General features: G+C 67.2%; 30 protein-coding genes and 2 tRNA genes. 13 read left to right on the top strand and 19 right to left on the bottom strand.

Annotation, left to right across the window (positions count from 1 at the left end; all coding sequences use genetic code 11):
* The first annotated feature begins 175 nt into the window (after positions 1–175).
* The 4 genes from ACWIDZ_RS04145 (at position 176) to ACWIDZ_RS04130 (ending at position 2,188) form a co-directional block, all read left to right on the top strand.
* Positions 176–499, top strand: a complete 324-nt coding sequence (locus tag ACWIDZ_RS04145; protein WP_112999611.1) for a hypothetical protein — start codon at positions 176–178, stop codon at positions 497–499.
* Positions 496–738 carry a hypothetical protein gene (locus ACWIDZ_RS04140; RefSeq protein ID WP_343828732.1) on the top strand — a complete coding sequence of 81 codons (243 nt, stop codon included), beginning with the start codon at positions 496–498 and terminating at the stop codon, positions 736–738. The genes ACWIDZ_RS04145 and ACWIDZ_RS04140 overlap by 4 nt, the downstream gene beginning before the upstream one ends.
* A gap of 485 nt (positions 739–1,223) precedes the next feature.
* Complete coding sequence (locus ACWIDZ_RS04135; RefSeq protein ID WP_453988870.1) at positions 1,224–1,817, top strand: glycoside hydrolase family 19 protein; 594 nt, start codon at positions 1,224–1,226, stop codon at positions 1,815–1,817.
* The gene (locus tag ACWIDZ_RS04130; protein ID WP_453988869.1) at positions 1,814–2,188 is read left to right on the top strand and encodes a hypothetical protein; all 375 of its coding nucleotides are present in this window, start codon (positions 1,814–1,816) and stop codon (positions 2,186–2,188) included. The genes ACWIDZ_RS04135 and ACWIDZ_RS04130 overlap by 4 nt, the downstream gene beginning before the upstream one ends.
* 408 nt (positions 2,189–2,596) lie before the next feature.
* On the opposite strand, the gene ACWIDZ_RS04125 is transcribed toward ACWIDZ_RS04130, so the two are convergent.
* The 10 genes from ACWIDZ_RS04125 to ACWIDZ_RS04080 form a co-directional block, all read right to left on the bottom strand.
* On the bottom strand, positions 2,597–3,136 hold the full coding sequence (locus ACWIDZ_RS04125; protein WP_453988868.1) for a hypothetical protein: 540 nt from the start codon (positions 3,134–3,136) through the stop codon (positions 2,597–2,599).
* A 781-nt stretch (positions 3,137–3,917) separates the two neighbouring features.
* Positions 3,918–4,775, bottom strand: coding sequence for a non-homologous end joining protein Ku (gene ku, locus ACWIDZ_RS04120; RefSeq protein ID WP_453988867.1), 858 nt, complete (start codon positions 4,773–4,775; stop codon positions 3,918–3,920).
* Positions 4,776–4,845: 70 nt separating this feature from the next.
* A complete protein-coding gene (locus ACWIDZ_RS04115; protein WP_312120564.1) occupies positions 4,846–5,082 on the bottom strand; it encodes a DUF5961 family protein in 237 nt (78 codons plus the stop codon).
* Between the two features lie 57 nt (positions 5,083–5,139).
* Complete coding sequence (locus ACWIDZ_RS04110) at positions 5,140–5,412, bottom strand: hypothetical protein (protein ID WP_453988866.1); 273 nt, start codon at positions 5,410–5,412, stop codon at positions 5,140–5,142.
* Between the two features lie 23 nt (positions 5,413–5,435).
* Positions 5,436–6,137, bottom strand: a complete 702-nt coding sequence (locus ACWIDZ_RS04105; RefSeq protein ID WP_453988864.1) for an SOS response-associated peptidase family protein — start codon at positions 6,135–6,137, stop codon at positions 5,436–5,438.
* A gap of 10 nt (positions 6,138–6,147) precedes the next feature.
* Positions 6,148–6,429, bottom strand: coding sequence for a hypothetical protein (locus ACWIDZ_RS04100; protein WP_076222890.1), 282 nt, complete (start codon positions 6,427–6,429; stop codon positions 6,148–6,150).
* 266 nt (positions 6,430–6,695) lie between these two features.
* Positions 6,696–6,875 (bottom strand): hypothetical protein, encoded by a 180-nt coding sequence (locus ACWIDZ_RS04095; RefSeq protein WP_453988863.1) that lies wholly within the window; start codon positions 6,873–6,875, stop codon positions 6,696–6,698.
* A complete protein-coding gene (locus tag ACWIDZ_RS04090; protein ID WP_453988862.1) occupies positions 6,872–7,033 on the bottom strand; it encodes a hypothetical protein in 162 nt (53 codons plus the stop codon). Before ACWIDZ_RS04090 ends, ACWIDZ_RS04095 begins: the two co-directional genes overlap by 4 nt.
* Positions 7,034–7,041: 8 nt before the next feature.
* Positions 7,042–8,229 carry a tyrosine-type recombinase/integrase gene (locus ACWIDZ_RS04085; protein ID WP_453988861.1) on the bottom strand — a complete coding sequence of 396 codons (1,188 nt, stop codon included), beginning with the start codon at positions 8,227–8,229 and terminating at the stop codon, positions 7,042–7,044.
* A gap of 187 nt (positions 8,230–8,416) precedes the next feature.
* A tRNA-Ser gene (locus tag ACWIDZ_RS04080) sits at positions 8,417–8,506 on the bottom strand.
* A 145-nt stretch (positions 8,507–8,651) separates the two neighbouring features.
* On the opposite strand from ACWIDZ_RS04080, the gene msrA reads away from it, so the two are divergent.
* Complete coding sequence (gene msrA / locus ACWIDZ_RS04075) at positions 8,652–9,302, top strand: peptide-methionine (S)-S-oxide reductase MsrA (RefSeq protein ID WP_453988860.1); 651 nt, start codon at positions 8,652–8,654, stop codon at positions 9,300–9,302.
* Position 9,303: 1 nt separating this feature from the next.
* Entirely contained in the window at positions 9,304–9,645 is a 342-nt protein-coding gene (locus ACWIDZ_RS04070) for an MmcQ/YjbR family DNA-binding protein (protein WP_453988859.1), read from the top strand.
* Here the strand turns inward: ACWIDZ_RS04070 and ACWIDZ_RS04065 are convergent.
* From ACWIDZ_RS04065 to flgF, 9 genes are all read right to left on the bottom strand, one after another.
* Entirely contained in the window at positions 9,642–10,010 is a 369-nt protein-coding gene (locus ACWIDZ_RS04065; RefSeq protein ID WP_453988858.1) for a hypothetical protein, read from the bottom strand. The genes ACWIDZ_RS04070 and ACWIDZ_RS04065 overlap by 4 nt on opposite strands.
* A gap of 17 nt (positions 10,011–10,027) precedes the next feature.
* The gene (locus tag ACWIDZ_RS04060; protein ID WP_453988857.1) at positions 10,028–11,818 is read right to left on the bottom strand and encodes a DUF885 domain-containing protein; all 1,791 of its coding nucleotides are present in this window, start codon (positions 11,816–11,818) and stop codon (positions 10,028–10,030) included.
* Positions 11,819–11,881: 63 nt separating this feature from the next.
* Entirely contained in the window at positions 11,882–12,394 is a 513-nt protein-coding gene (locus tag ACWIDZ_RS04055; RefSeq protein ID WP_453988856.1) for a hypothetical protein, read from the bottom strand.
* Between the two features lie 8 nt (positions 12,395–12,402).
* Positions 12,403–12,906 carry a hypothetical protein gene (locus ACWIDZ_RS04050; protein ID WP_291776885.1) on the bottom strand — a complete coding sequence of 168 codons (504 nt, stop codon included), beginning with the start codon at positions 12,904–12,906 and terminating at the stop codon, positions 12,403–12,405.
* Between the two features lie 37 nt (positions 12,907–12,943).
* Positions 12,944–13,420, bottom strand: coding sequence for a hypothetical protein (locus ACWIDZ_RS04045; protein WP_291776884.1), 477 nt, complete (start codon positions 13,418–13,420; stop codon positions 12,944–12,946).
* Between the two features lie 124 nt (positions 13,421–13,544).
* The gene (flgH, locus tag ACWIDZ_RS04040) at positions 13,545–14,270 is read right to left on the bottom strand and encodes a flagellar basal body L-ring protein FlgH (protein WP_256968228.1); all 726 of its coding nucleotides are present in this window, start codon (positions 14,268–14,270) and stop codon (positions 13,545–13,547) included.
* An 11-nt stretch (positions 14,271–14,281) separates the two neighbouring features.
* On the bottom strand, positions 14,282–15,073 hold the full coding sequence (gene flgA, locus ACWIDZ_RS04035) for a flagellar basal body P-ring formation chaperone FlgA (RefSeq protein ID WP_453988855.1): 792 nt from the start codon (positions 15,071–15,073) through the stop codon (positions 14,282–14,284).
* A gap of 16 nt (positions 15,074–15,089) precedes the next feature.
* Complete coding sequence (gene flgG, locus ACWIDZ_RS04030) at positions 15,090–15,878, bottom strand: flagellar basal-body rod protein FlgG (RefSeq protein WP_291776879.1); 789 nt, start codon at positions 15,876–15,878, stop codon at positions 15,090–15,092.
* Positions 15,879–15,892: 14 nt separating this feature from the next.
* On the bottom strand, positions 15,893–16,630 hold the full coding sequence (gene flgF / locus ACWIDZ_RS04025; protein ID WP_312218447.1) for a flagellar basal-body rod protein FlgF: 738 nt from the start codon (positions 16,628–16,630) through the stop codon (positions 15,893–15,895).
* A gap of 179 nt (positions 16,631–16,809) precedes the next feature.
* Here flgF and ACWIDZ_RS04020 point away from each other — a divergent pair, with 179 nt between their 5' ends.
* The 7 genes from ACWIDZ_RS04020 (at position 16,810) to ACWIDZ_RS03990 (ending at position 22,053) form a co-directional block, all read left to right on the top strand.
* Complete coding sequence (locus ACWIDZ_RS04020) at positions 16,810–17,451, top strand: flagellar basal body-associated FliL family protein (protein WP_312218445.1); 642 nt, start codon at positions 16,810–16,812, stop codon at positions 17,449–17,451.
* 2 nt (positions 17,452–17,453) lie between these two features.
* Complete coding sequence (fliM, locus tag ACWIDZ_RS04015) at positions 17,454–18,524, top strand: flagellar motor switch protein FliM (protein WP_291776873.1); 1,071 nt, start codon at positions 17,454–17,456, stop codon at positions 18,522–18,524.
* A 1-nt stretch (position 18,525) separates the two neighbouring features.
* The gene (locus ACWIDZ_RS04010) at positions 18,526–19,134 is read left to right on the top strand and encodes a DUF6468 domain-containing protein (RefSeq protein ID WP_346487157.1); all 609 of its coding nucleotides are present in this window, start codon (positions 18,526–18,528) and stop codon (positions 19,132–19,134) included.
* 105 nt (positions 19,135–19,239) lie between these two features.
* Positions 19,240–20,136 (top strand): MotE family protein, encoded by an 897-nt coding sequence (locus ACWIDZ_RS04005; protein ID WP_453988854.1) that lies wholly within the window; start codon positions 19,240–19,242, stop codon positions 20,134–20,136.
* A gap of 66 nt (positions 20,137–20,202) precedes the next feature.
* Positions 20,203–20,442, top strand: coding sequence for a DUF3297 family protein (locus ACWIDZ_RS04000; protein ID WP_024354808.1), 240 nt, complete (start codon positions 20,203–20,205; stop codon positions 20,440–20,442).
* Positions 20,443–20,551: 109 nt separating this feature from the next.
* Positions 20,552–21,958 (top strand): M28 family peptidase, encoded by a 1,407-nt coding sequence (locus ACWIDZ_RS03995; RefSeq protein ID WP_453989147.1) that lies wholly within the window; start codon positions 20,552–20,554, stop codon positions 21,956–21,958.
* 10 nt (positions 21,959–21,968) lie between these two features.
* Positions 21,969–22,053: transfer RNA gene (locus ACWIDZ_RS03990), tRNA-Leu, on the top strand.
* The last annotated feature ends 38 nt before the right edge of the window (positions 22,054–22,091 follow it).

The raw sequence follows: 22,091 nt of genomic DNA, 5'->3' as shown, positions 1-22,091 counted from the left end.
CCCATGAGTTGTATGGCTACGCGCCTTCGCGCGAAGCTGTCCGTGCTGGGCGCGCATTAGCGCGCTCCAGTCGACTTCTGCTTCCTGAAGGGTCCTGGGTCGAGCCGGAAGCCTGACGAAGCCGGTTCGCCGCTGGCGGGCCGTTTCCTGACAATCTGAAACGGGAGGGCGGCGCATGACGCCATCTGTCTGGCTGGCCATGGCGAGCCTCTGCGCGGGGCTGTTCGTCCAGGTGGCGGTCTTCGCCTTCATGCTGGGGCGTCTGTCCCAGAGGGTGACGACGTTGGAGCGTGACGGATCGGCGCTGCAAGGCATCCGTGACGCCGTGACCAAGCTGACGGTGCAAATGGACACCGCGCAGGGCGATATCAGCCACATCAGCCGGGACGTGAGCGGGCTTCAGCGTTCGCTTTCCAACATCGTCACCGACCGCGCCAGCAAGGCGATCGAGCTGCCGGCGACTCCGCCGCGCCCCCGGCGCCGAGGAGCATCGACATGAGCCGCAAACCGCCCCACTGGTGGCCGCAGGTGATCAACCTGCCGCGCACCACCACAATTCTCGCCCTCGGCTTCCTGGCCGGCAACCTTCTGTTCCTGCCGGTGATCGCTTGGCTGGGTGACATGGTGGCGGAGCGCTACGCCGATGCGGTTATGCTGGTGGCGTCCATGTTCAAGGACGGCATGCTGCTGATCCTTGGCTTCTACTTCGGGCGCAATCAGGCGTCGGAAGCCAACTAGAGCAGGCGCTCATTCCCGGTCAGGCGTTTGAAGAGGCTGTCGAGCGCCGCGAGCAGGTATCCACCAAATCCAGTCATATCAGGCCAACAAGCTGTGCCGGATTTGGTTGCGGCCGGGCGGACGGTCGATCCTAGACCACGCCAGCCGTCCACATGGCTCCCATGATGCAGGCGAGGCTCATCACGCAGAGAGAAGCCTCAAACGGCGAGAGCCGCCAGGCTGAGCGATTGCGGTGCTTTCGTGTGGGCATGACGGTCTCTCGGTTTCGAGGATGATCCGGAGGGCCAAAGAAGAGGCGCCGCGTAAAGGCAGAGGCTCGCCGTAGAGGCCGCGCCACAGCGTATCTAGCGCCTGATCTGTTTCCCCCAGGGGTTCCATCGAATCACCCCGCCACAGGTCCGGGCGGCCTGTCGTTAACAATTGAGGCTTCGGCCGAACAACGGTCGTTTTTGCGCCTTGCTCCTGAAAACTGAACTGGAGACACCATGCTCGACGCACGTCGATTGCAGGGCCGCCTCGGCGTGTCCGTTGACGGCATCATCGGCGCTGGAACCCTGACGGCGCTGTTCGCGCAGATGGGCGCGCTGAAGCCGATTGCCGAGGAACTGGGCCTCGCGGCCAACGTCCACTTCCGCACCTACGGCATCCTCGATAGCGGCCTGCGCCTGGCGCACTTTATGGGCCAATGCGGGCACGAGAGCGGCGGCTTCCGCTTCATGGAGGAGATTTGGGGACCGACGCAGGCGCAAAGGGGATACGAGGGGCGCGCGGATCTCGGTAACACCCAACCCGGAGATGGTCGCCGCTATCAGGGGCGCGGGCCGATCCAACTGACCGGTCGGGTGAACTATCGCCGCGTCGGCCGGCAGATCGGCATCGATCTGGAGCGCCACCCGGAGATCGTCTCGCATCCGTCGATCGGCCTGCTGGTGGGCTGCGTCTACTGGAGCCACCGCAAGCTGAACGCCAAGGCGGACGCTGACGATCTGCTGGGACTGACCAAGGCCATCAACGGCGGGACGAATGGCCTGGAAGATCGCCGCCGTCGTACTGCGCAGGCCAAGGAGCTGATCATGTGATCCGGCTCCGCGACATCACTTCGACCGGCTGGCTCGCCGTCGCCTGCCTAGCGCTCGCCCTGATCTTGCTGGCCATGTGCGCCGTCGATGGCCGCCAGAGGGCCGCTGACAAGCTTCGACAGGCAGGGGCGGGCAAGACCCTGGCCGATGGCCGCACGGCCGCTGCGCAGGACGCCAGCGCCATCCGCGACCGGGCCGACGCCCGCGACCAATCCACCGTTTCCATCGTCACCCAGGCCGAAAAGGAAATCCGCCATGCGCCTGATCGCAATGCTGCCGCTGATGCTGCTCGCCGCAGGGTGTGCCAGCTCTCCGATTACCGTGATGCACAGTGCGCCGTGTTCCGCGCTGATCCCGGCCGGGTGGACTGAGCCTGTCCCGTCCGCCGCCCTTCCGCAGGAGCCCTCCGACGAGCGGGACTGGATGGCGTTCGGGGTGGCGCAGACCGGCGCCCTTAGGACGGCCAATGGGCGGACGTCGGATGTGATCGGGATCGTGCAGGCTTGCGAAGCGAGGGACGCGCAGGCCGTCGAGCGAATCGGACGGCCGTGGTGGGCTCGCCTCAGGCCTGGCTGACGGGCATAAGAAAACCCGTCTGCCACATTGGGACTCAGACGGGCCTAATGAGCCGAGGCTCGTATCCTAGATGGGGATGCGAGCCCGGATTGCAAGGCGTCGAGCTTCGGGCTCCGCTACACGCCCCGTCGCCCGCCATAGGGTGGCGGGGCGTTTAAACCTTCGGTCGTCAGCCTTGCCGGACGCATCGAGCCCCAGCCTACTTAATGCATCAACGACTTGAAGAGCATGAAGCATGACTCCACGTTCGTATTTGCTTCCTCGTAGAGGTACCGGCAGACGTTGTGGAAATAGTCGAAATCATACTCACGGGGTTCGTCTTCATAAGCAGCGCAGCATTGGTACGCTAGATCGAACGCCAGAGCCTGATTGAAGTAGGTCTCATAAAATTGAACGAAGGGGAGCATATGCTCAGCGTCGCCCTTTGTGACCCGCGTAAAGCCAGCTTCGAGGTCTTCACCTGTTGCCTCGAGCTGAATCTCGACCACGACCTTACTGGTGGCCAGAGCATGCAAGAGCGCGCCCGCTCGTTTGTAATGATCAGGGTTCTTGGAGTCGAGATACACAGCGAACTTGTTGATCGATTGCGTGTACTCCTCGTAGGCGTACTCGATCCGAGCATCGTCGATTTCGTGCTCACAATGCATCAGCGCCGCGATCTGCTGCGGCGCTTTTGCCAGATGAGCTTTTACGATCGCGCAAAACTGGTCCCTGTCGGCCAGTTCATCAAATAGTTCTGCCACCCGACTCACCTTAACCGAACAAGATTCCCGCAATAAAAAAGAGGCCCCGCGGATGCAAGGCCTCTTCGTCCCCGGGTGGGATTGTAGCGTTACTTTCCGGTAAAGAAAGCGTCTTTCATCACCTTGAAAGCGCTGAGAGTGTCATCAAGACCTCTCACCTGCTTCTTGAGCTGGTTTCCAGGATACATCAGGGCGACGGGGTCGCCCTTCCTCACTGGAGTGCTCCTCTCGGTCGCATGCATAGCTGTCTCCATATCTAGACCCCCCATTATGTAGGAGCGGGTGCTCCTAAAACCAAACTGCCGGGGAAAGGTTGCCGTCTCAATAACCCGAAAACCGGGCCGCACCGAGGCAACACATTACCCAAAACTTAACGTTCGCGCAGTGAACCCACCGCCGAATTGCTCGCCCTAAAGCGGCATCTCTCTCGTGAAGTCAACACTCTTTAACGAAGCCGTCAATCCGTTGACCGTCGATACGTTGAAAACGTTCAGGTAAAATCGGACACAACAAACGTTACAGCGAACCCAATATCCATTTAGGCGGACAGGTCGGAACGTAGAAGGAACATCCTCCGGGACTATTCCGGGACTTCACTCCCGGAGCGGCCGGTTTGGTCCCCAAATGTTCTCATGGCGCGCCAGCCCTCACAGCGGCGGGAAAGGTCGTTTGGCCTAAAGAGCCGCCCCGAAAGCTGCAGGCACCGTGTCAGGGCTGTTAAGGCCCGCTCTCTTCGGAGGGCGGGCCTTTCGTCGTTTGGAACCGCGTGAAAAGGCGGCTTCTAGCCGGCTTTGCGGCGGGGCGCCGCCCGACGCGCCTTCGCCGGCGCCGCTTGGGTCTTTGCGCCAGCCCGACGACGAGGCGCAGCGCCGCCCTCCAGGCTGGCGCGCAATGCGGCCATCAGATCCACCACGTCCGTGTCTTCAGGCTCAGCGGCTCGGACCGGCTTCTGACCCTTCTGCTTCGCTGCGATGAGCGCCTTGAGCGCTTCCTCGTAACGATCAACGAACTGGTCGGGATCGAACGGGCCGGCCTTTTGCTCGATGATGCGGCGCGCGATGTCGACCATGGCTGGGTCGGGAGCCTGGTCCGTAATGGCCCCGAACACTTCCCGCGACGCCCTGACCTCGTCGCGTGTGCGCAGGGAATAGGCCAGAATGCCGCGATCGCGCGGCTCAAGCGCCAGGAGGCGTTCCCGCGTTGACAGAACGACACGACCGAGAGCGATCTTGCCCTCAGATCGCATAGCCTCGCGGATAACCCCGAACGCCTCCTCGGCCAAGGCCCCCGCCGGGGCTAGGTAGTAGGGGTTGTCCCAATACAGGCGGTCGATGTCCTCCTCGGGCACGAAGCGTTCGATGTCGATCGTCTTGGTGCTCTCCAGCTTGACCGATTTGATCTCCTCGTCGGTTAGCAGGATGTATTCGTCCTTGGCGACGGCGTAGCCCTTGACCAGCGAAGACCGTTCGACCGGCCCGGTGTCGGGGTCGGTCGTCACCATGCGAATGCGGTTGTTGGTCTCGGGATTGATAAGGTTGAACCGCACATCGCCGCCGGAGCTGGTCGCGGTGTAGAGCGCGACCGGGCATGTCACGAGGGAAAGGCGCAGGTGTCCCTGCCAAGTGGGGCGATAAGCCATGTCGGACCTCCGGGCGGCGCCGCATGCGCCGCCGACTCAACACGGGACCCGGTGATTCGCTCCCTTATGCTCAGTCGCAGGGCTCCGCCTGCCCGTCGCTGAGGTCGATGACGAAGCAGTGTTCCTGCCCGCCGTCCAGGTCCGCCACGAAGATGCGGATCTCGTCGTCGGCGTCGACGGGCGGAGAGTAGAGTTCGGTAAATCCGACGGCCGCCGCTTCGAAGCTGCCGGCTTCCAGGACGTGGCCGTGCGCCCGGCCGAGGCCTTCAGCGTAGGCGAAGTAGCGATGCTGTTCGGGTTCGATCATTCGCGGCTCCTCTCTGTCTGAACGCAGGGGGCCGGAAAAGGATTCCATGATTCTGCGTCAGGCGGCTCGCGTCACATCCCGATAGGGCTCGCCCCGATCGCCCGCCTCGGATCTGGTCAGCACCCGCGTTTCGAACGCCGAGGAGATGGCGACCTTGATGCCTCGATGTCGGATGCCTTCGTCCAGAGACTTGGCCGTGTGATCGATCGCGTAGAGATCATCGCACCATTCATCGCTGTTGATCTCGATGAGGCCGGGCTGAAGGTTGGGGTCTTCGCCGGCAGAGGCCATCATGGCGTCGAGAGCGGTGGTCAGTTGTTCGGGCGTCATGGCGCTGCGTGTAGCTGAGTCGCTCAGATGGTCGCTAGAGCGCCGTCCGGCAACGCGCGCTGCAGCTCCCCGGCGATCTCCCACGGCGCGTTCATCCACGCCTCGATCTCTTCCGGCTCCGTCAGGATCACCGGCATGGCCTTGGGGTGGACCGACCTCACCGGCTCGCTGGGTTCGGTGGTCAGGAAGGCGAACAGGTCGCAGGTCTCTGGGCCGTCCTTGATCTTCCGCACACAGGTCCAGTCCATGACGTGGATGCCGGCGAAGAAGGCGAGCGGTTCAGGATCATCGCCCGCCATCCTGAACCAGACCGGACGATACCGGCCCTCGGCGTCGCGGCCGGGCTCGCTGAAGGCCGTGAAGGGGACGAGGCAGCGGTTCTCAGGCTTGAGCCATGGGCGCCAGTGAGCCGACGCGGTGTTGCGCACGTTCGTCGTCCCGCTGTCCGGCTCCATCTCCAGCAGCTTGGGGAAATCCACCTCCTTGGCCTTGGCCCGGAGCTTGTCGGCCCGACGGGTGGCGGCGTCCATCAACGCCTTGCGCGACGAGGGCATTCCCCAGCGGGCGGCGGTCAGAATGCGGTCGGCGCCCTCCCACCGCACGATGGGCGCGCTGTAGTCGGGGTAGACGTCACCGGGCGCCAAGTTGCCGACGTTGGATCGCATGGCCTTGGCGGCGTCCATGATGGCCTGAGGGCCTGAGCGCTGGCGGTAGAGGTTGCACATGGGCGGCTCCCTAGAACATCTCGACCTTAAGCCCGCGACCTTCGGGCGGGTAGGTCCAGAAGCACATACGCCCCTGACAGTGTCGGCGGCGGCAGCGCGCGGTCCGGCCCCATAGCACGAAGTCCTCGCCGAGCGCCCTGCGCACGACAGCCAGGTCGACGGTCATCTCCAGATGACACCGCAGGCAGCAGGCGACCACGGGCCAGCCCTGGCGCTGGAGGTCGCCGACCTTGGCGGCGCGGCCCATCCACTGAGCGCGCGTCCAGTTGTTGTAGCGGGGGTTCATGCCCATGGTCAGTCACGCGGCCAACGCCAGATAACACGCATCCCCGCGCCGCCGCCGGCGTAGCTGCTGATCGTCACGCCCGGGCCTCGCAGGCCGCAGGACCGACACCTGAGGGACGGCCGCAGGTCCTTTATCGGCGTGCGCCTGGCCTGCCTCGGCCACAGAGCCCACGCGGGGCCGACCTTGTGCCCGCAGGCGCACGTCAGTTCCATCTGGTCGCAGGGCGCGATGTCATCCACCGCGACAGTGTCGTCGTACTCGCGATGCATGGCTTAATGCGCCGTCGCTCCCCTTGCAGCGCACGCCGTGCGCAGACGCGCCAATGTCCCCGGCGCCTTTGTCTCGATCTCGCGCAGGATGCATCCGGCGCCGGCTCGGCCGTCTGCCGTGGTCAGGTCCAGACCGGTCAGCTGCAGCATCAGGGTGGCGAGTTCCTTGTCTCGGTCGCTCACTGAGGCCGCCCCACAAGCCGCATGCCCGCCAATAGGCCGGCGATCAGATCGACCGTCGGAGCCGGGATGTCCGCGCGCTCGCGCTGCTCCAGGTCGCGGTCCAGTTGCTCCAGATCGCGAGCGAAGGCCTCATCGGGTCCAAGGGGTTTCGTTTCCATCTTCGTCCTCATGCGCGCTTCTGGAAGGGGGTGACGGTGCCGGCCTTGCCGGTGCAGTAGTCGCTCCAGGCCTCCATGAGCGCTCGGCGCTTTTCCATCGCCTGGCCGCGTCGATAGGCTCGGCGCACGGCTGATCCGACAGTATGAGCGAGCGCTTCTTCGCTGATCTCGTCTGCGAAGCTCGTGCAGTCGACAGCCCAGTCTTTGAAGGCGGAACGGAAGCCGTGCGGCGTGGCATCTGTCACGCCCATTTTCCGCATAGCCATCGCCAGCGCCATGTCGGAGAGCGGCCCTTTGAGGCCGGGGAAAATCAGACCGCTTCGGTGGCCTCTATCCACGCGAGCAAGAATGCTCAGCGCGGCGTCAGACAGTGGAACGCGGTGTTCGGCACCGGCCTTCATGCGGGCGGCGGGGACAACCCACACGTCGCCGTCGATCTCTTCCCAAACCGCCCCTCGCACCTCGCCGGAGCGGGCCGCGGTGAAGATGAGGAAGGCCAGGGCAAACGCCGAGACGCTCTTCCGGGTGCCCAGTAGTTCTATGAAGGCGGGGACGTCTTGATACGGCATGGCCGCATGATGCCCGCCGCCGCGCTTGGTCGCCGGTAGCAGCTTGTCGAGGTGCCCCTTCCACCGAGCGGGGTTGTCGCCTGTTCGCAAGCCCTTGGCTGTTGCTGCATCAAGAATGCGTTCAATGCGATTGCGCACGCGCCGAGCGGTCTCCGGCCGCGAAGTCCAGACTTTCCGCAGGTCGCGGAGAACCATCTCGGTATCCACGTCCGTGACCGATGAGCGCCACACCGTCGGGGCGTGCTGTTTGAGCGACGCCTCCCATTGAGGCCGCTGCTTGGCGGATCGCCAGGTCGGCTCAAGATCATCCATCAGATCCGACGCCACACGCGCGAAGGGCGTGCGCTCCACAGCCGCGCGTTCCTCTCGCCTCGTCTCGATGGGGTCGATGCCGTCGCGAAGGAGTCGTCGCGCGTCATCGGCACGGTGCCGGGCCTCCTTGAGGTCGACGTCGATCAGGGAGCCCAGGCCCATCTCACGGCGCCGCCCCCGGAATTTGAAGATCAGCACCCAAAACCGTCCGCCAGCCTGATCGACGCGCACATAGAGACCGCGCCCGTCGAGGTGCAGCCCTGGCTCGCGGATCGCCTTGAGCGTGACGTTGGTGAGAAGGTTGTAGGAAGCCATATCCTCTCCGAGAACGGAACCAGAACATAGCATCACGACGGGAGCGGTCGCCTCCCTAACTCTCTCCCTACCCGAAGAGCGCAACTACCCGTGGACGCTGACGGACACCAGCGGACGAGAATGCCCGTGGCGCAAGGGTTTCAGCGGGTGGGGTGTGGATAGCTGCGGACGCCGATGGACAGGGATGTGGCGGACAGAGAGGGATTCGAACCCTCGATAGAGTTGCCCCTATACACGCGTTCCAGGCGTGCGCCTTCAACCACTCGGCCACCTGTCCATTCCACCTGGGCCCGGATGCATCCGGGGCGGAACCGTCGGGAGCGGACCGACGGGAGGGGCTGATTAGAGCATGACGTCCCCATGGGCAAGCGCCCTTGAAGCCTCCATATAGGCGAAGACGCTGTTTTCGCGGAGTTCGCGCCATGTTGTTGAAGAAGACCGATGAACTGCCCACGCCTGAGACGGCTCTGCCGGGTCGGGCCGAGGCGTTGCCGACCGATGAGACCCACTTCGTCCTGGGTCATGCGCTGAAGGGGCCGCATCCGGCGGGGATGGAGACGGCCGTGTTCGGCATGGGCTGTTTCTGGGGCGTGGAGCGGGTGTTCTGGCAGCTGCCGGGCGTGTGGACGACGTCGGCCGGCTATGCGGGCGGGATCACGCCCAATCCGACCTATGAGGAGGTCTGCTCGGGCCGCACCGGCCATGCGGAGGTGGTGCAGGTGGTGTTCGATCCGACCAGGATCACCTACGGCGACCTGCTGAAGGCGTTCTGGGAGAACCATGATCCGACGCAGGGGATGCGCCAGGGCAATGATCTGGGCACCCAGTACCGCTCGGCGATCTATACGCTGAATGATGCGCAGCAGGCGGAAGCCGAGGCTTCGCGCGACGCCTATCAGGCGGCGCTGAGCGCGGCGGGGCGAGGCGTGATCACGACCGCGATCGAACCGGCCGGGCCTTACTACTTCGCCGAGGACTACCACCAGGGCTATCTGGCCAAGAACCCGGCGGGCTATTGCGGCATCGGCGGGACGGGCGTGGTCTGCCCGATCGGCCTGGGCGTCGGGGCCTAGGATGGATCGCGCGGGGGTGGGAGAGGTCTGCCTGGCCTTGCCGGCGGCGACGATGGATCACCCGTTCGGGCCGGGCCATGACGCCTATAAGGTCGGGGGCAAGATGTTCGCCCTGATCGGGACCGAAGGCGGGCTGTCGTTCAAGGTCTCCGATATCGCCTATGCAGTGCTGACCGAGGAGGGGCGGGCCGCGCCGGCCCCCTATCTGGCGCGGGCGAAATGGGTGCATCTGGCCGATCCGGGCGACTGGCCGGACGACGAGCTGGCCGATCATCTGAAATCGGCCCACGCCCTGATCGCGGCCAAGCTGACGAAGAAGGCGCGGGCCGAACTGGGGCTTTAGGCGGCGGCGTTCCGCGACCGGAACCACAGGTAGAGAATCCCCAGGGGCGCGATGAAGATCGAGAAGCCCCACAGGAAGAGGTTCACGATCAGCTTCAGGAACATCAGGATGAAGGCGTTCATGAAGAAGACGGTCTCGCCCATCATCACCCGCTTGATCTCGTCCCAGACCAGTTTGGAGAAGGGAAACAGCAGGGCGCCGACGCCGAACACGGCCAGGGTCACGGCCCGGTCATGCATCGGCTTGGCGCTGTCCAGCGACAGCACCATCCAGATCATGAAGGCCATGAAGGCGGCGCTGAGCACATAGGCGCGGATCAGATAGCGCGGCTGCACAGAGCCGAAGATGCGCTTGATGAAATTCATGTCGGAGGGACGCTTTCTTACTGGGAGGCGGTCTTCTGTTCGGCGATCCAGCGATCCATGCGCGCATCCAGCAGGGCCAGGGGCAGGGCGCCGTCGACCAGCAGGGCGTCGTGGAAGGTCCGCACGTCGAAACGGTCGCCCAGTTCGCGCTCGGCCTTCTGGCGGATATCGCGCAGGCGGATCTCGCCGATCTTATAGGCCGTGGCCTGGCCGGGATCGCCGATGTAGCGCTGCAGTTCGGTCTCGATGTTGTGCGCCGACAGGGCCGAGTTGTTGCGGAAGCAGGCGCGGGCCTGTTCCTCGCTCCAGCCCAGCCAGTGCAGGCCGGTGTCGGCCACCAGACGACAGGCGCGCCACATCTCATAGCTGAGGCGGCCGAACCGCTCATAGGGCGTGCGATAGATGCCCATCTCCTCGCCCAGGAACTCGGAATACAGGCCCCAGCCTTCGCTGAAGGCCGTCACCGAGGCGCGGCGGCGGTAATAGGGCTGGTCGGCGGCTTCCTGCTGCAGGGCTATCTGCAGGTGGTGGCCCGGAACGGCCTCGTGCACCGTGAGGGCGGGCAGTTCATACAGGGGCCGCTGGTCCAGCTTGCCGGTGTTGACGATGTAGCCCCCGGCCACGCCCGTCGCCATCGAGCCGGAGTTGTAGCGGCCGGTGGTGTAGGTCTCCTCCATCTCGATCGGCACCGGACGCACGCCATAGGGCAGGCGCGGCAGGGTGGCGAACAGCGACGGCAGGCGGTCGTCCGAGCGCTTGGCGATTTCGGACGCTTTCTCCAGCAGTTCTTCGCGCGACTGGGCATAGAATTGCGGGTCGGTGCGCAGGAAGGTCAGGAAGCCGGCGAAGTCGCCGATCCAGCCGGCGGCGCGCATTTCCGTCTCCATGCGGGCGCGGATGCGGGCGACTTCTTCAACGCCGATCTGATGCACCTGATCGGGCGTCAGGTCGGTGGTGGTGTGGCTGCGGACCAGGAAGGCGTACAGGTCGCGACCGCCGGGGCGGTGGACCAGGCCCGGCTCATGCGGGGCCTTGGGCGCGTATTCGTCGCGCAGCAGGTCGCGCCAGGCGATGCGGCGGGCGGCGATCGGCCCCTCGACCAGGGCGCGGGCGCGGTCGCGGAATTGTTCCTGCTGGGCGGCGGGGATGGTGGCGGGCAGGGCGTTGAACGGGCGCAGCAGGACATCGCCCGCTTCGCCCGGTTTCAGGTCGCGCTCGGCCTGGGCCAGGGCGCTGTCAACGACGGAACGGGCCTGGATCAGGCCGGTCTCCAACCCGCGCCGGGTGTTGGCGATCCCCGCGTCGTAATAGGCGGGCGCCGCCTCCAGACGCTTTAGCCAGGCCTCGGCGTCGGCCGCCGTGGCGATGCGCGTGGCCGGCGCCAGATAGGCCAGAAGCTGGCCGGGACCGCCTTCAGAATCAAAGGCCAGACGCGACGGATCCAGTTCGATCCGCTCCAACTCGCGGCCGATCAGATAGCCGACGAAGGCGTGGTTCAGCCGGTGGGCTTCGTCCAGCGAGGCCGGGTTGATGGCCTCCAGCCGCGCCTTCAGGGCGTTAAGCGGCGTGCGACGGGCCAGTTCGCCCGCACGGCTGGCGTCGGGCAGACGCGACAGGGCGGCGCGGTCGCCGTCCATGCCCGAACCGATGGGATCGTTCTGGCGCAGATACGCCTCATAATCGACCAGCAGGGCGTCCAGCGCGGCAGCGGGCGAAGGGCTTTGAACGACGGCGGCCTGGGTCGGCAGAGCGGCGGCGCCTGCAAGGCTCGACAGGCCGATCCCGGCGGCGAGAAGAAGATGACGCATGAACTAAAGCCCTCCCAAGAACTGGCGGGGAGGGGAGCGGACGTCGCCGCTGCGGTCAAGCCTTCAGCGACACAACTCCAGGAAACGCGCCGCACGGCCTTCCGAACCGGGCTGGGCGGCCATCATCGCGCGCTGGTCGCCGTCCCACACCGCCAGCCAGCCGAGGCGGTGAAACCGCTGGAAGACGGGATCGGAGGCGGGAGCGGAGGCGATCAGGTGGACGCCGTCGTGCATGTCGGCCGCTTCGACGCGTGCGGCGTAGGTTTCTGTGTCGCCGCCCGATTCCAGGGTGATGGAGCGGCGGGCGGGCGCCGGGTCCGCAGCCAGGGACAGGCCGATCTTGCCCGAACCGGGCGCGCACATGAGGCTGAGCGGCACGTCGTCCGACTGGGCCAGGCCATAGGACAGGCGCGGCTCGTCCGGGTCTTCGTTCAGGAACCAGTCGTAGCCCGCGACGGGCACGGGCGCGCCGCTCGCCTTCAGCGAGGGGACGCTGGGCGCGCAGGCGCTCAGGGCGGCGGAAAGGGCGGCCATGAGGGTGAAGGCGGCGGCGGTCGGCCAGCGGGCGGGGCGCATCGTCGTCCTTATCCGGTGCACAGTTCGGCGAAGCGGCGCAGCTTGGACAGATTCGCCCGATCGATCTCGACGGCCTTGGTCTGGTCGCCGAGAGACAGGGTCAGCCGTCCGGAGGCCAGGAAGGCGGCGAAAACGGGATGGTCGGCGCGCAGGGTCGCCTCCAGCCGCCCGCGTCGAGCGCGCGCCTCCACCTCGGCCGAGGCGGCGCCGGAGCGGATGACGGCGAAGCCGTCGGCGCCCGGCGCGTCATGGAAGGCCAGTCGCACGACGCTGGAGCCCGGCGCGCATTCCAGCGTGGTGCGCAGGCGCGGCGTGTCGGGAATCTCATTGGCCAGGACCAGAGGGCCGTCGCCGCTGTAGAGGGTCCAGGTCCAGCCTTCCGACGCGCGCGTCGATCGTGCGGGCGTCGCGGCCTGCGGACGTTCGGCGGGCGGTTGCGCGCCGTTCTGAGGGGCCGCCTGGACGGCCAGGGCGAGCGCCATGGCCTGGGCGAGGCCGAGCAGTGAGGTCATGTTTCAGCCCCCGCTGAGGAAAACGGGGGGACTGTGGTCAGGCATGTCCCGAAGCGCAATAGCTAAGAAACCCCTGCACCATGCGCCGCTCGGCGCGGGTGGCGGTCAACTGGCGGTCGCCGGCCTCGGTCTGGACGGTCATCCGGCCGCCTCGCGCCAGGCCGGTCAGGGCCGCGTCGCCGATCGGCAGGCGCGCCTCGAAGGCCTCGCCGTTCGACAGCGGATCGATGAGCTGCGGCCCGTGCGAAGCCAGAATCAGGCCCGCGCTGCGCGGCTGGACGTCGCCATAGACCACGGCGGCGCCGTCGCCCGGCGCGCAGGTCAGCATCAGGGCCAACTGGTCTGAATCCGGCAGGCCATAGGCCAGTTTGGCCATCGGCCCCTCGTGCAGCATGTGCCAGCCGGCGGCGGCCTCGCCGCCGTGGCGGGGCGAGGAGGGAACATAGGTCGCCGCGTGGGCCGCAACGGCGGCCAGGCCCACGGCGGCCAGGATGGGAAAGACGGTTTTACGCATGACAAGCTCACTCGCGTTCGACAGAACAAACGCGGGTCGCTTGTTAAGAGTTCACGGCTCCGCTGGGCCGCGCGCGATTCAGTGATGTGGTGCGGCCGGAATCACACGTTTCGGTGAACGCAGGTCAGAACGGGCTGAACCGCTCGACCAGGGACTGAGCGGCGGGCGTCGCCTGCATCCGGCTGATGTCGCCGCGCCCGCCGTAGCTGATGCGCGCCTCGGCGATCTGGCTGTGGCGGATGGTGTTCGCGCTGGAGATGTCCTCGGGCCGGACGATGCCGGCCACGGTCAGCTCGCGCACCTCGCGGTTGGTGCGCACTTCTTGCCGACCCTGGATGACCAGGTTGCCGTTGGGCATGACGGCGGTGACGACGGCTGCGACCGTCAGGTTCACCCGCTCGGAGCGGTTGACGCTGCCCGAACCGTTGGCGTTCACCGCCCCTTCCGTGCCGATCATGTTTGCGGCGTCGAAGCCGCCGGGGAAGGCGCGGCCAAGGCTGTTCTCCAGACCGAAGAAGTTGGTCACCCCGCCCGAGGCGCTGTTGGTGCGGTTGCGCTGGGTGGTGTTCTGGGTCTGGGCGCGGTCGTTGATGTCGATGGAGACGGTCAGGATGTCGCCGACGCGCCGCGCACGCTGATCGCCGAAGAAGCTGCGCGCGCCGGTGCGCCACAGGCTGTTGGCGCTGGCCGAGGTCGGTTCGGGCAGATAGGCCTGCTCGACCGGGACCAGGGCGGCCGGATAGCCGATGGGCGCCAGCTCCGGTCCCTTCACCGCCTCGATGGCGGTGGAGCAGGCGGCCAGGCTGAGGGCGGACAAGGACAGGGCGGCGACGGTGATGGGGCGCATGATGGAACTCTCGCTCAACGGGCGGCGAACTGTTGCGGGTTGCGGCGGGCGATCTGGGCGGCGGGACCGGCGACGGCCCGGCCGGGGGCGACCGCTACGGCGTCGATGGTGCGGTTGGACTGGACGTTCAGGATCGGCACGGCCTCGCCGGCCGAGGCGTTGCGAGTCGCCTTGCCGGTGACGGTCAGCTCGACACCGTCGTTGATGTAGGCGACCTCGACCATGTCGTTGCGGGCGATCACCTGGGGCGAGGCCAGGTCGCGCGGACCGACGGGCGTTCCGGCGCGCAGGGCGCGTTTGGCCTCGAGGCCGATCACCGCCTCGGCGTCCTGCGGCGCGCCGGCGGGGGCCAGGTGCGACTGGACCGAAGCCCAGATCACGTCCTCGGGCTGGATCACGTCGCCGGCCGCCAGACTGCGGGCGTAGGTCAGAACCTCGACGTTGACGCCTGCGCGGGCCGACACAGGAGCTGGGGCGCCGACGCTGGCGGCGGCGGGACGGGCCGAGGCCTCCGCCGGGATCGCCCCGCCCTCGCGCACCACGATGCGGCGCAGACCGTTGGGGTTGCTCCATTGCAGTCCGGCCCGGCGGGCGGCGATCTGCACCTGCGAGGCCTCCAGAACGGCCGTGGCGCCGACGCGACGGCCGACCACCACGCCTGAGGCGGCGCCGGCCTCGTCGAACAGTTCGCCCAGGGTGATGCGGCCGTCGTCGTCGACCGGATCGGGCAGCAGATTGACCGGCCCGGCCCATGCGGGGGCGGCCAGTGCGGCGACGGCGGCGGCGAGGATCAGGGCGCGCTTCATGGCTTAAGGCCTTTCCCTAGCTCTTCAACTGGGTCGAGACGGACAGCATTTCGTCGGCGGTGGTGATGACCTTTGAGTTCATCTCATAGGCGCGCTGGGCCACGATCAGGGCGGTGATCTCGCTGACCGCGTCCACGTTCGACGCCTCGGTATAGTGTTGCAGCAGGGTGCCGTAGCCGACCTCGCCCGGCGCCCCGACCGTGGCCGGACCCGAGGCCGCCGTCTCCAGCAGCAGATTGTCGCCGATGGCTTCCAGACCCGCCTCGTTGAAGAAGGTCGCCAGTTCGAGCTGGCCTACGACCTGGGGTTCGGGCTGGCCTTCGGTGGTCACCTGAACCTGGCCGGACTTGGAGATGGAGATGTCCAGGGCGTCCTGGGGAATGGCGATGGCCGGCTCGACCGCATAGCCGTCGTCGGTCACCAGCTGCCCTTCGCCGTTGACGGTGAAGTTGCCCGCGCGGGTATAGGCCAGCTCGCCCGAGGGCAGGGTGATCTGGAAGTAGCCCTTGCCCTGGATGGCGATGTCGTAGGTGTTGCCGGTGCGGTTCGGGCTGCCCTGTTCGGTGATGCGATAGACGCTGCCCGCCTTCACGCCCGAGCCGATCTGGATGCCGGTCGGCACCACGGTGCCCTGCGTCGAGGACTGGGCCCCCATGCGCTCGACGTTCTGATACAGCAGGTCCTGAAACTCGGCCCGCTGACGCTTGAAGCCGACCGTGTTCATGTTGGCGATGTTGTTGGAGATGACCTCCACGTTCAACTGCTGGGCGGCCATGCCGGTGGCGGCGGTGCGAAGCGCGCGCATGTCTCAGCTCTCCCTTACGAAACCCGGCCCAGCCGCTCGACGGAGCGGCGTGACAGGTCGTTGGCGTTCTCGATCATCTTGGTCACGCGCTCATAGGCGCGGCTGATCTCGATGAGGTTGGTGATTTCCACGAGGGTGTTGACGTTCGAGCCTTCCAGCATCCCCTGGCGGACCTGGGCGTCAGTCGCGTCCATCGGCTGGGCGTTGGAGGCGTTGCGATACAGGCCCTCGCCGGACTTCTGCAGCACCGACAGGGCGTCGAAACGCACAACGGTCAGGCGGCCGACGGGCTGGCCTTCCTGGCTGATCGTGCCGTCGTGGGCGACGCTGGCGGGGCCGCGCTGCGGGTCCAGAACGATTTCGGCGCCGTCGGCCAGGACGGGCAGGCCCTGCTTGGTCGTCAGCCGTCCTTCGGGATCGGTGACGAAGGCGCCGTCGCGGGTATAGGCGGGGCCGGTCGGGGTCTGCACCGTGAAGAAGGCGCCTTCGCCCTCGATGGCGAAGTCCAGGTCGCGGCCGGTCTGCTTCAGCGAGCCCTGGCCGAAGTCGCGGCCCACCCCCTTGTCCAGCACGAAGCTGGCCGAGGGGCGGATGGCGTCGTTGCGGGCGCGCTGGCCGATCTCGGTCCCGACCATCAGCTGCTCGACCTTGAAGCCGGTGGTGTCGGCGTTGGCGACGTTGTTGGCCACGATGTCCAGTTCGCGGCGAAGCGTCATCTGGCGCGACAGTCCGATATAGGCGGCGTTTTCCACGAGGCGGCTCCTTTCGCCGCTGTGCGTCGCAACGACCGTGCCAACAGGGTTAACGCCCGTGGAATGGGGCTTTGAGCGGTTTTCGACGGTTCGGCGCCCGGCAGGATTTGCCGATCGTAAACGCCTCGTTAACCAAAATCGGCCCACACCCGGCATGTGAGGATCGGGGCGGCTTACGCATGCTGAAACTGAAGCTGGGCAAGAAGAAGAGCGAGGCGCCGGCCGGCGACGACGCGAACCTGCCTGCCGTGAGCGACGGCGCCGAAGGCGCGGGCGGCGATGACGGCGCGCCCGCCAGGAAGAAGATCCCGCTGCTGTTCATCATCATCCCGGCGGCCCTGGTGGTGCTGGGCGGCGGCGGCGCGACCGCCTTCCTGATGATGAAGCCCAAGCCCGCCGAGGCGGCCGGCGGCCACGCGGCCCCCGCCAAGGAAGAGAAGAAGGGCGGGCACGGGGACGGCGGCAAGGAAGGCGAGGCGGCCACCGGGGCGGGCAAGGTGGCGGCCGGACCCGACGGCGTGACCTTCTACACCCTGCCCGACATGATCGTGAACATTCAGTCGGTCGACGGCCGCCCGACCTATCTGAAGCTGCGCCTGACGCTGGAGATGAAGGACGCCGCCGTCGCCTCGCACCTGCAGGCTGAGGCCCCGCGGATGCAGGACATGTTCCAGGGTTTCCTGCGCGAACTGCGACCTGAGGATCTGGCCGGCTCGGCCGGGTCCTATCAGCTGCGCGCCGAAATCCTGCGCCGGGTCAACCTGATCGCCGCGCCGGGCAAGGTCGACGCCGTGCTGATCGAAGAGATGCTGGTGCAGTAGGGATGACGGACACCCTGGCTCCCGACAACGAACTGGACCCCTTCGGCGGCGAAGCGGACCTGGGCGCCGATCCGGGCGCGACCCTGTCCGAACGGGTGCTGAACCAGGACGAGATCGACAGCCTGCTGGGCTTCGACATGGGCGGCGGCGACGACGCCGAGCGCAGCGGCATCCGCGCCATCATCAACTCGGCCCTGGTCTCTTACGAGCGCCTGCCGATGCTCGAGATCGTCTTCGACCGCCTGGTGCGGCTGATGACGACCAGCCTTCGCAACTTCACCTCCGACAACGTCGAGGTCAGCCTCGACACCATCAGCTCCATCCGCTTCGGCGACTATCTGAACTCCATCCCGCTTCCGGCCATCCTGGCGGTGTTCCGGGCCGAGGAGCTGGACAACTACGGCCTGCTGACGGTCGATTCCAACCTTATCTATTCGATCGTCGACGTCCTGCTGGGCGGGCGTCGCGGGACGGCGGCCCTGCGTATCGAAGGGCGGCCCTACACCACCATCGAGCGGGCGTTGGTGCAGCGGATGGTCGAGGTCATCCTGAACGATGCGCGCCAGGCGTTCGAACCCCTGACCCCCGTCCACTTCAACCTGGACCGGCTGGAGACCAATCCGCGTTTCGCCGCCATCGCGCGTCCGGCCAACGCCGCCATCCTGGTCAAGCTGCGCATCGACATGGAAGATCGCGGCGGCCGGGTCGAGCTGCTGCTGCCCTATTCGACGCTGGAGCCCATCCGCAAGATGCTGCTGCAGCAGTTCATGGGCGAGAAGTTCGGGCGCGACAACATCTGGGAAGGCCACCTGGCCACCGAGCTCTGGACCACCGAGACCGAGGTGCGCTGCGTGCTGGACGAGCAGCAGATGCCCCTGTCCAAGGTGCTGGATCTGAAGGTCGGCGACACCCTGATGCTGAACGTGAGCCCTGAGTCCGAGGTGTCGGTGCGGGCGGGCTCCATCCCGCTGACGACCGGCCGCATGGGCCGCAAGGGCCAGCACATCGCCGTCCGCGTCGAGGGCCCCATCAGCACCGACGCCGCCGCCCGCATCGCCAGAGGGAACAGCTGACATGACCGGCATCATCCTCGACTCCATCCTCATGCTGCTGCTGGTCGCCGCCATCGGCTACGGCATCAAGCTGGAGCGCAAGCTCAAGACCCTGCGCGAGGGCCAGCTGGCCTTCGCTGCCGCCGTGACCGAGCTGAACAGCGCCGCCGGGCGCGCCGAACAGGCCTTGGCCACCCTGCGCGCCTCGGGTCAGGAGACGGACCTGCTGCACGACCGCATCATCAAGGCCCGCGCGGTGAAGCAGGAGCTGGAGGTGCTGATCGCCCGCGCCCCGGCCCGTCCGGCCGACAGCCGCATCGAGACGCGCGAGGACGAACGCCGCGCCGCCGCCCGCGCGCCGGTCGAGATGGAGCCGGTTGTCGAGGTTGAACCCGTCCGCACCTCTTCGGTCGCCCCCCTGCTGGACGATGAGGCGCGCGCGCGCCGCATGGCCTCGCTGATGGAGCGCATCGAAGGCGCGCGCGCGGTCATGAAGGCGCCGTCGCCGAAGCCCGCGCCTGTCGCCGAGCGCGCCTCGCCGGTGATGCAGGCCCTGGCCGCTAACCATGCTGCGCAACAGAGCCTAAACCGCGCCCGTCGTAGTCTGGACGACGACCTGTTCGCTGCTTGATGCCTTTAAGCGCCCTATGTCCGACACGCGGTGTCGGACGATTTGAGGGGCGAAGTTTTTCCTACCCGGCGTGTTTGGCGCCGAACCGTTCGCTGAGTTTGATCGATGAGCAAGCTGCCCCGCCTTCTGCCCCTGATCGCCGTCGCCATCGGCGGCGTCGTGGCCGTGCGCGCCGCGGGCGTGGCGCCGGACCTGTTTCAGGGGGCGACCGCCTGGGCTCAGGAGGCGGTCGCCGCGGAAGGCGAGGGGGCCAAGGCCGAAGCCAGGCCCGCCCCCGCCGTCTGCGCTCTGACGCCCGAGCAACTGGCCCAACAAGCGGGCATTTCTCCGGCTGAACTGCGGATCATCCAGTCCCTGTCCAAGCGCCGCGACCAGCTGGATGCGCGCGACGCCGATTTCGCCACTACCCTGCCGCTGATGGTGGCCGCCGAGCAGAAGCTGGACGCCAAGCTGCAGGCGCTGGAGGCCCTCAAGGGCGAGATCAGCGCCCTGGTCGGCCAGGTCGACGAGAAGGAAAAGGCCGAGGCCGACCGTCTGGTCGCCGTCTATTCCGCCATGCGGCCCAAGGAGGCGGCGGCCGTCTTCGCCACTCTGGACGACAGTGTGCGCCTGCCCGTCGCCTCGGCCATGCGCCCGCGCACCCTGGCCGCCATCATGGCCCAGATGCAGCCCGCCGCCGCGCGCGAACTGACCGAAAAGCTGGCCAAACGCTTCCAGGCCCAGCAGTACGCCGCCCGCGCCGCCGCCATGGCTGCGCCGACCGAGGCTGCGCCCGCTCCGACGCCTGCCGCCCAGCCTGCCTCTCAGCCCGCCGCCGCCCCTGCGCCCGCGCCGACTCGCGCTGCGCAGCAGACCGCGCCGCGTCGCACCCCGACGCCCGCCGCCGCTCGCCCGGCGGCGCAACCCGCGGCCAAGGCGCCGGCGCCCGTCGAGACCGGTCCGCGCCCCTATGCGGCGGTCGCCGCCGAGGCCCCGGCCGCCGCGCGCCAATCGGTGCAATAGGCGACGGTTGTCGCACAGGCCTTGCGCGGCTATTCAGCCCGCTTCGATTTTTCGCGAGACCTCTCCATGTCCGACGCCCTGCCTGACCGCCTTTCGGTCGATCCCGACAGCCCCTTCCACGACGCCGAACTCCTGGCGCGCGGCGTAGGCATCCGCTTCAAGGGCGAGGAAAAGACCAACGTCGAGGAATACTGCGTCTCGGAAGGCTGGGTGCGCCTGGCCGTCGGCAATCGCGTCGACCGTCGCGGCAAGGCCCTGACCGTCAAGCTGCAAGGCCCGGTCGAGCCCTTCATCAAGGGCGAGTGATTTCCGTCCTGGCGGCGAAGCTGAGACTTTCGGTCGCAGGCTTCGCCCGCTAGGGTTCGCGCCTCATTGTTGAGTTGGGGAGGCGCAATTGTCGTTCAATGCTCGTCTTATGGCCGTCAGCGCTTTGGCGCTCGGCCTGATCGCCACGCCGGTTCTGGCCCAGGACGCCGGGACCATCCGCGCCGCCGAACAGGTGCGCGACCAGGCGCTGAAGGGCAATATCGCCCTCGACTACGTCACCCAGATCACCACCCGCTTCGGCCCGCGCCCGGCGGGCTCGCGCGCCGAACAGGACGCCGCCGCCTGGGCCGCCGACTACATGCGCGCCCACGGCTTCCAGAACGTCCGCATCGAAACCTTCCCCCTGATCGGCTGGGAGCGGGGCGAGGAGAGCGCGGAAATCCTGGGCGCCCGTCCCCAGAGACTGGTCGCCGCCGCCCTCGGCCACTCCATCGCCACCCCCGCCGAGGGAATTGAGGCGGACGTCGTCTTCTTCGACGGCCTGGATGCGCTGCTGGCGGCGCCCGCCGGATCGCTGAACGGCAAGATCGCCGTGGTCGACGGCGGCCAGATGGTGCGGATGCAGGACGGCTCGGGCTATGGCCCCCTGTCGCGGCTGCGCAGCCAGGGGCCGTCCGAGGCCGCCAAGCGCGGCGCGGTCGCCTTCGTCATGCGCTCGGCCGGGTCGGACGAACACCGCATGCCGCACACCGGCACCACCCGCTATGTCGAGGGCAAGGTGCCGCTGCCGTCCTTCGCCCTGAGCGCCCCGGACGCCGATCAGGTGGCGCGTCTGGTCGGCATGGGCGAGACGGTGCGCTTGCGCCTGAAATCTACCGCTCACACCTATGAGACGGTCAGCCAGAATGTGATCGGCGACATCGTCGGCGCCTCGCGTCCGGACGAGATCATCGTGCTGGGCTCGCACATGGACAGCTGGGACCTGGGCGCCGGGGCCATCGACGATGCGGCGGGCGGCGCCATCACCCTGGCGGCGGCCAAGCTGATCGCCGAACAGGGCCGACCGGCCCGTACGGTCCGTGTGGTCCTGTACGGCTCTGAAGAGGTCGCTCAGCCGACCGACCACGGCAACGGCGGCGGCGCCTATGTCCGCAACATCGGCGCGGGCGTCGAGAAGCACGTCGTCGCCGGCGAGAGCGATTTCGGCGCCGACCGCGTCTACGCCCTGGGCCTGCCGCCCGGTTCGCAGAACACGGACTTCGCCAGGATCGCCCTGCGGGTCCTGCATCCCCTGGGCGTGCTGCCGGGCGAGGCGGAGCTGTTCGGCGGCGTCGACATCGGCCCGCTGGCCCAGGCGGGCGTTCCGGTCTTCGGCCTGCGCCAGGACGGCACGCGCTATTTCGACCTGCACCACACGGCCGACGACACCCTGGACAAGATCGATCCGGCCCAGATGACCCAGAACGTCGCCGCCTGGGCAGCCCTGGTGCGCCTGATCGCCGATTCAGATGTGGACTTCCGGGCCGCTCGTGCGGCACAGGAGGCGAAGCGCTGAGGCGCACGCCGCGAGCGTGGCGGAACTGGTAGACGCAAGCGACTTAAAATCGCTCGACTTCGGTCGTGCGGGTTCGATTCCCGCCGCTCGCACCAATATCGGCCGGACGTGATCCGGCTCTGCCCATAGACGA

This window comes from Brevundimonas sp. NPDC055311, assembly GCF_053645695.1.
Note: the sequence above shows the minus strand (reverse complement) of the source record. Positions and strands in the feature narration are given on the sequence as shown.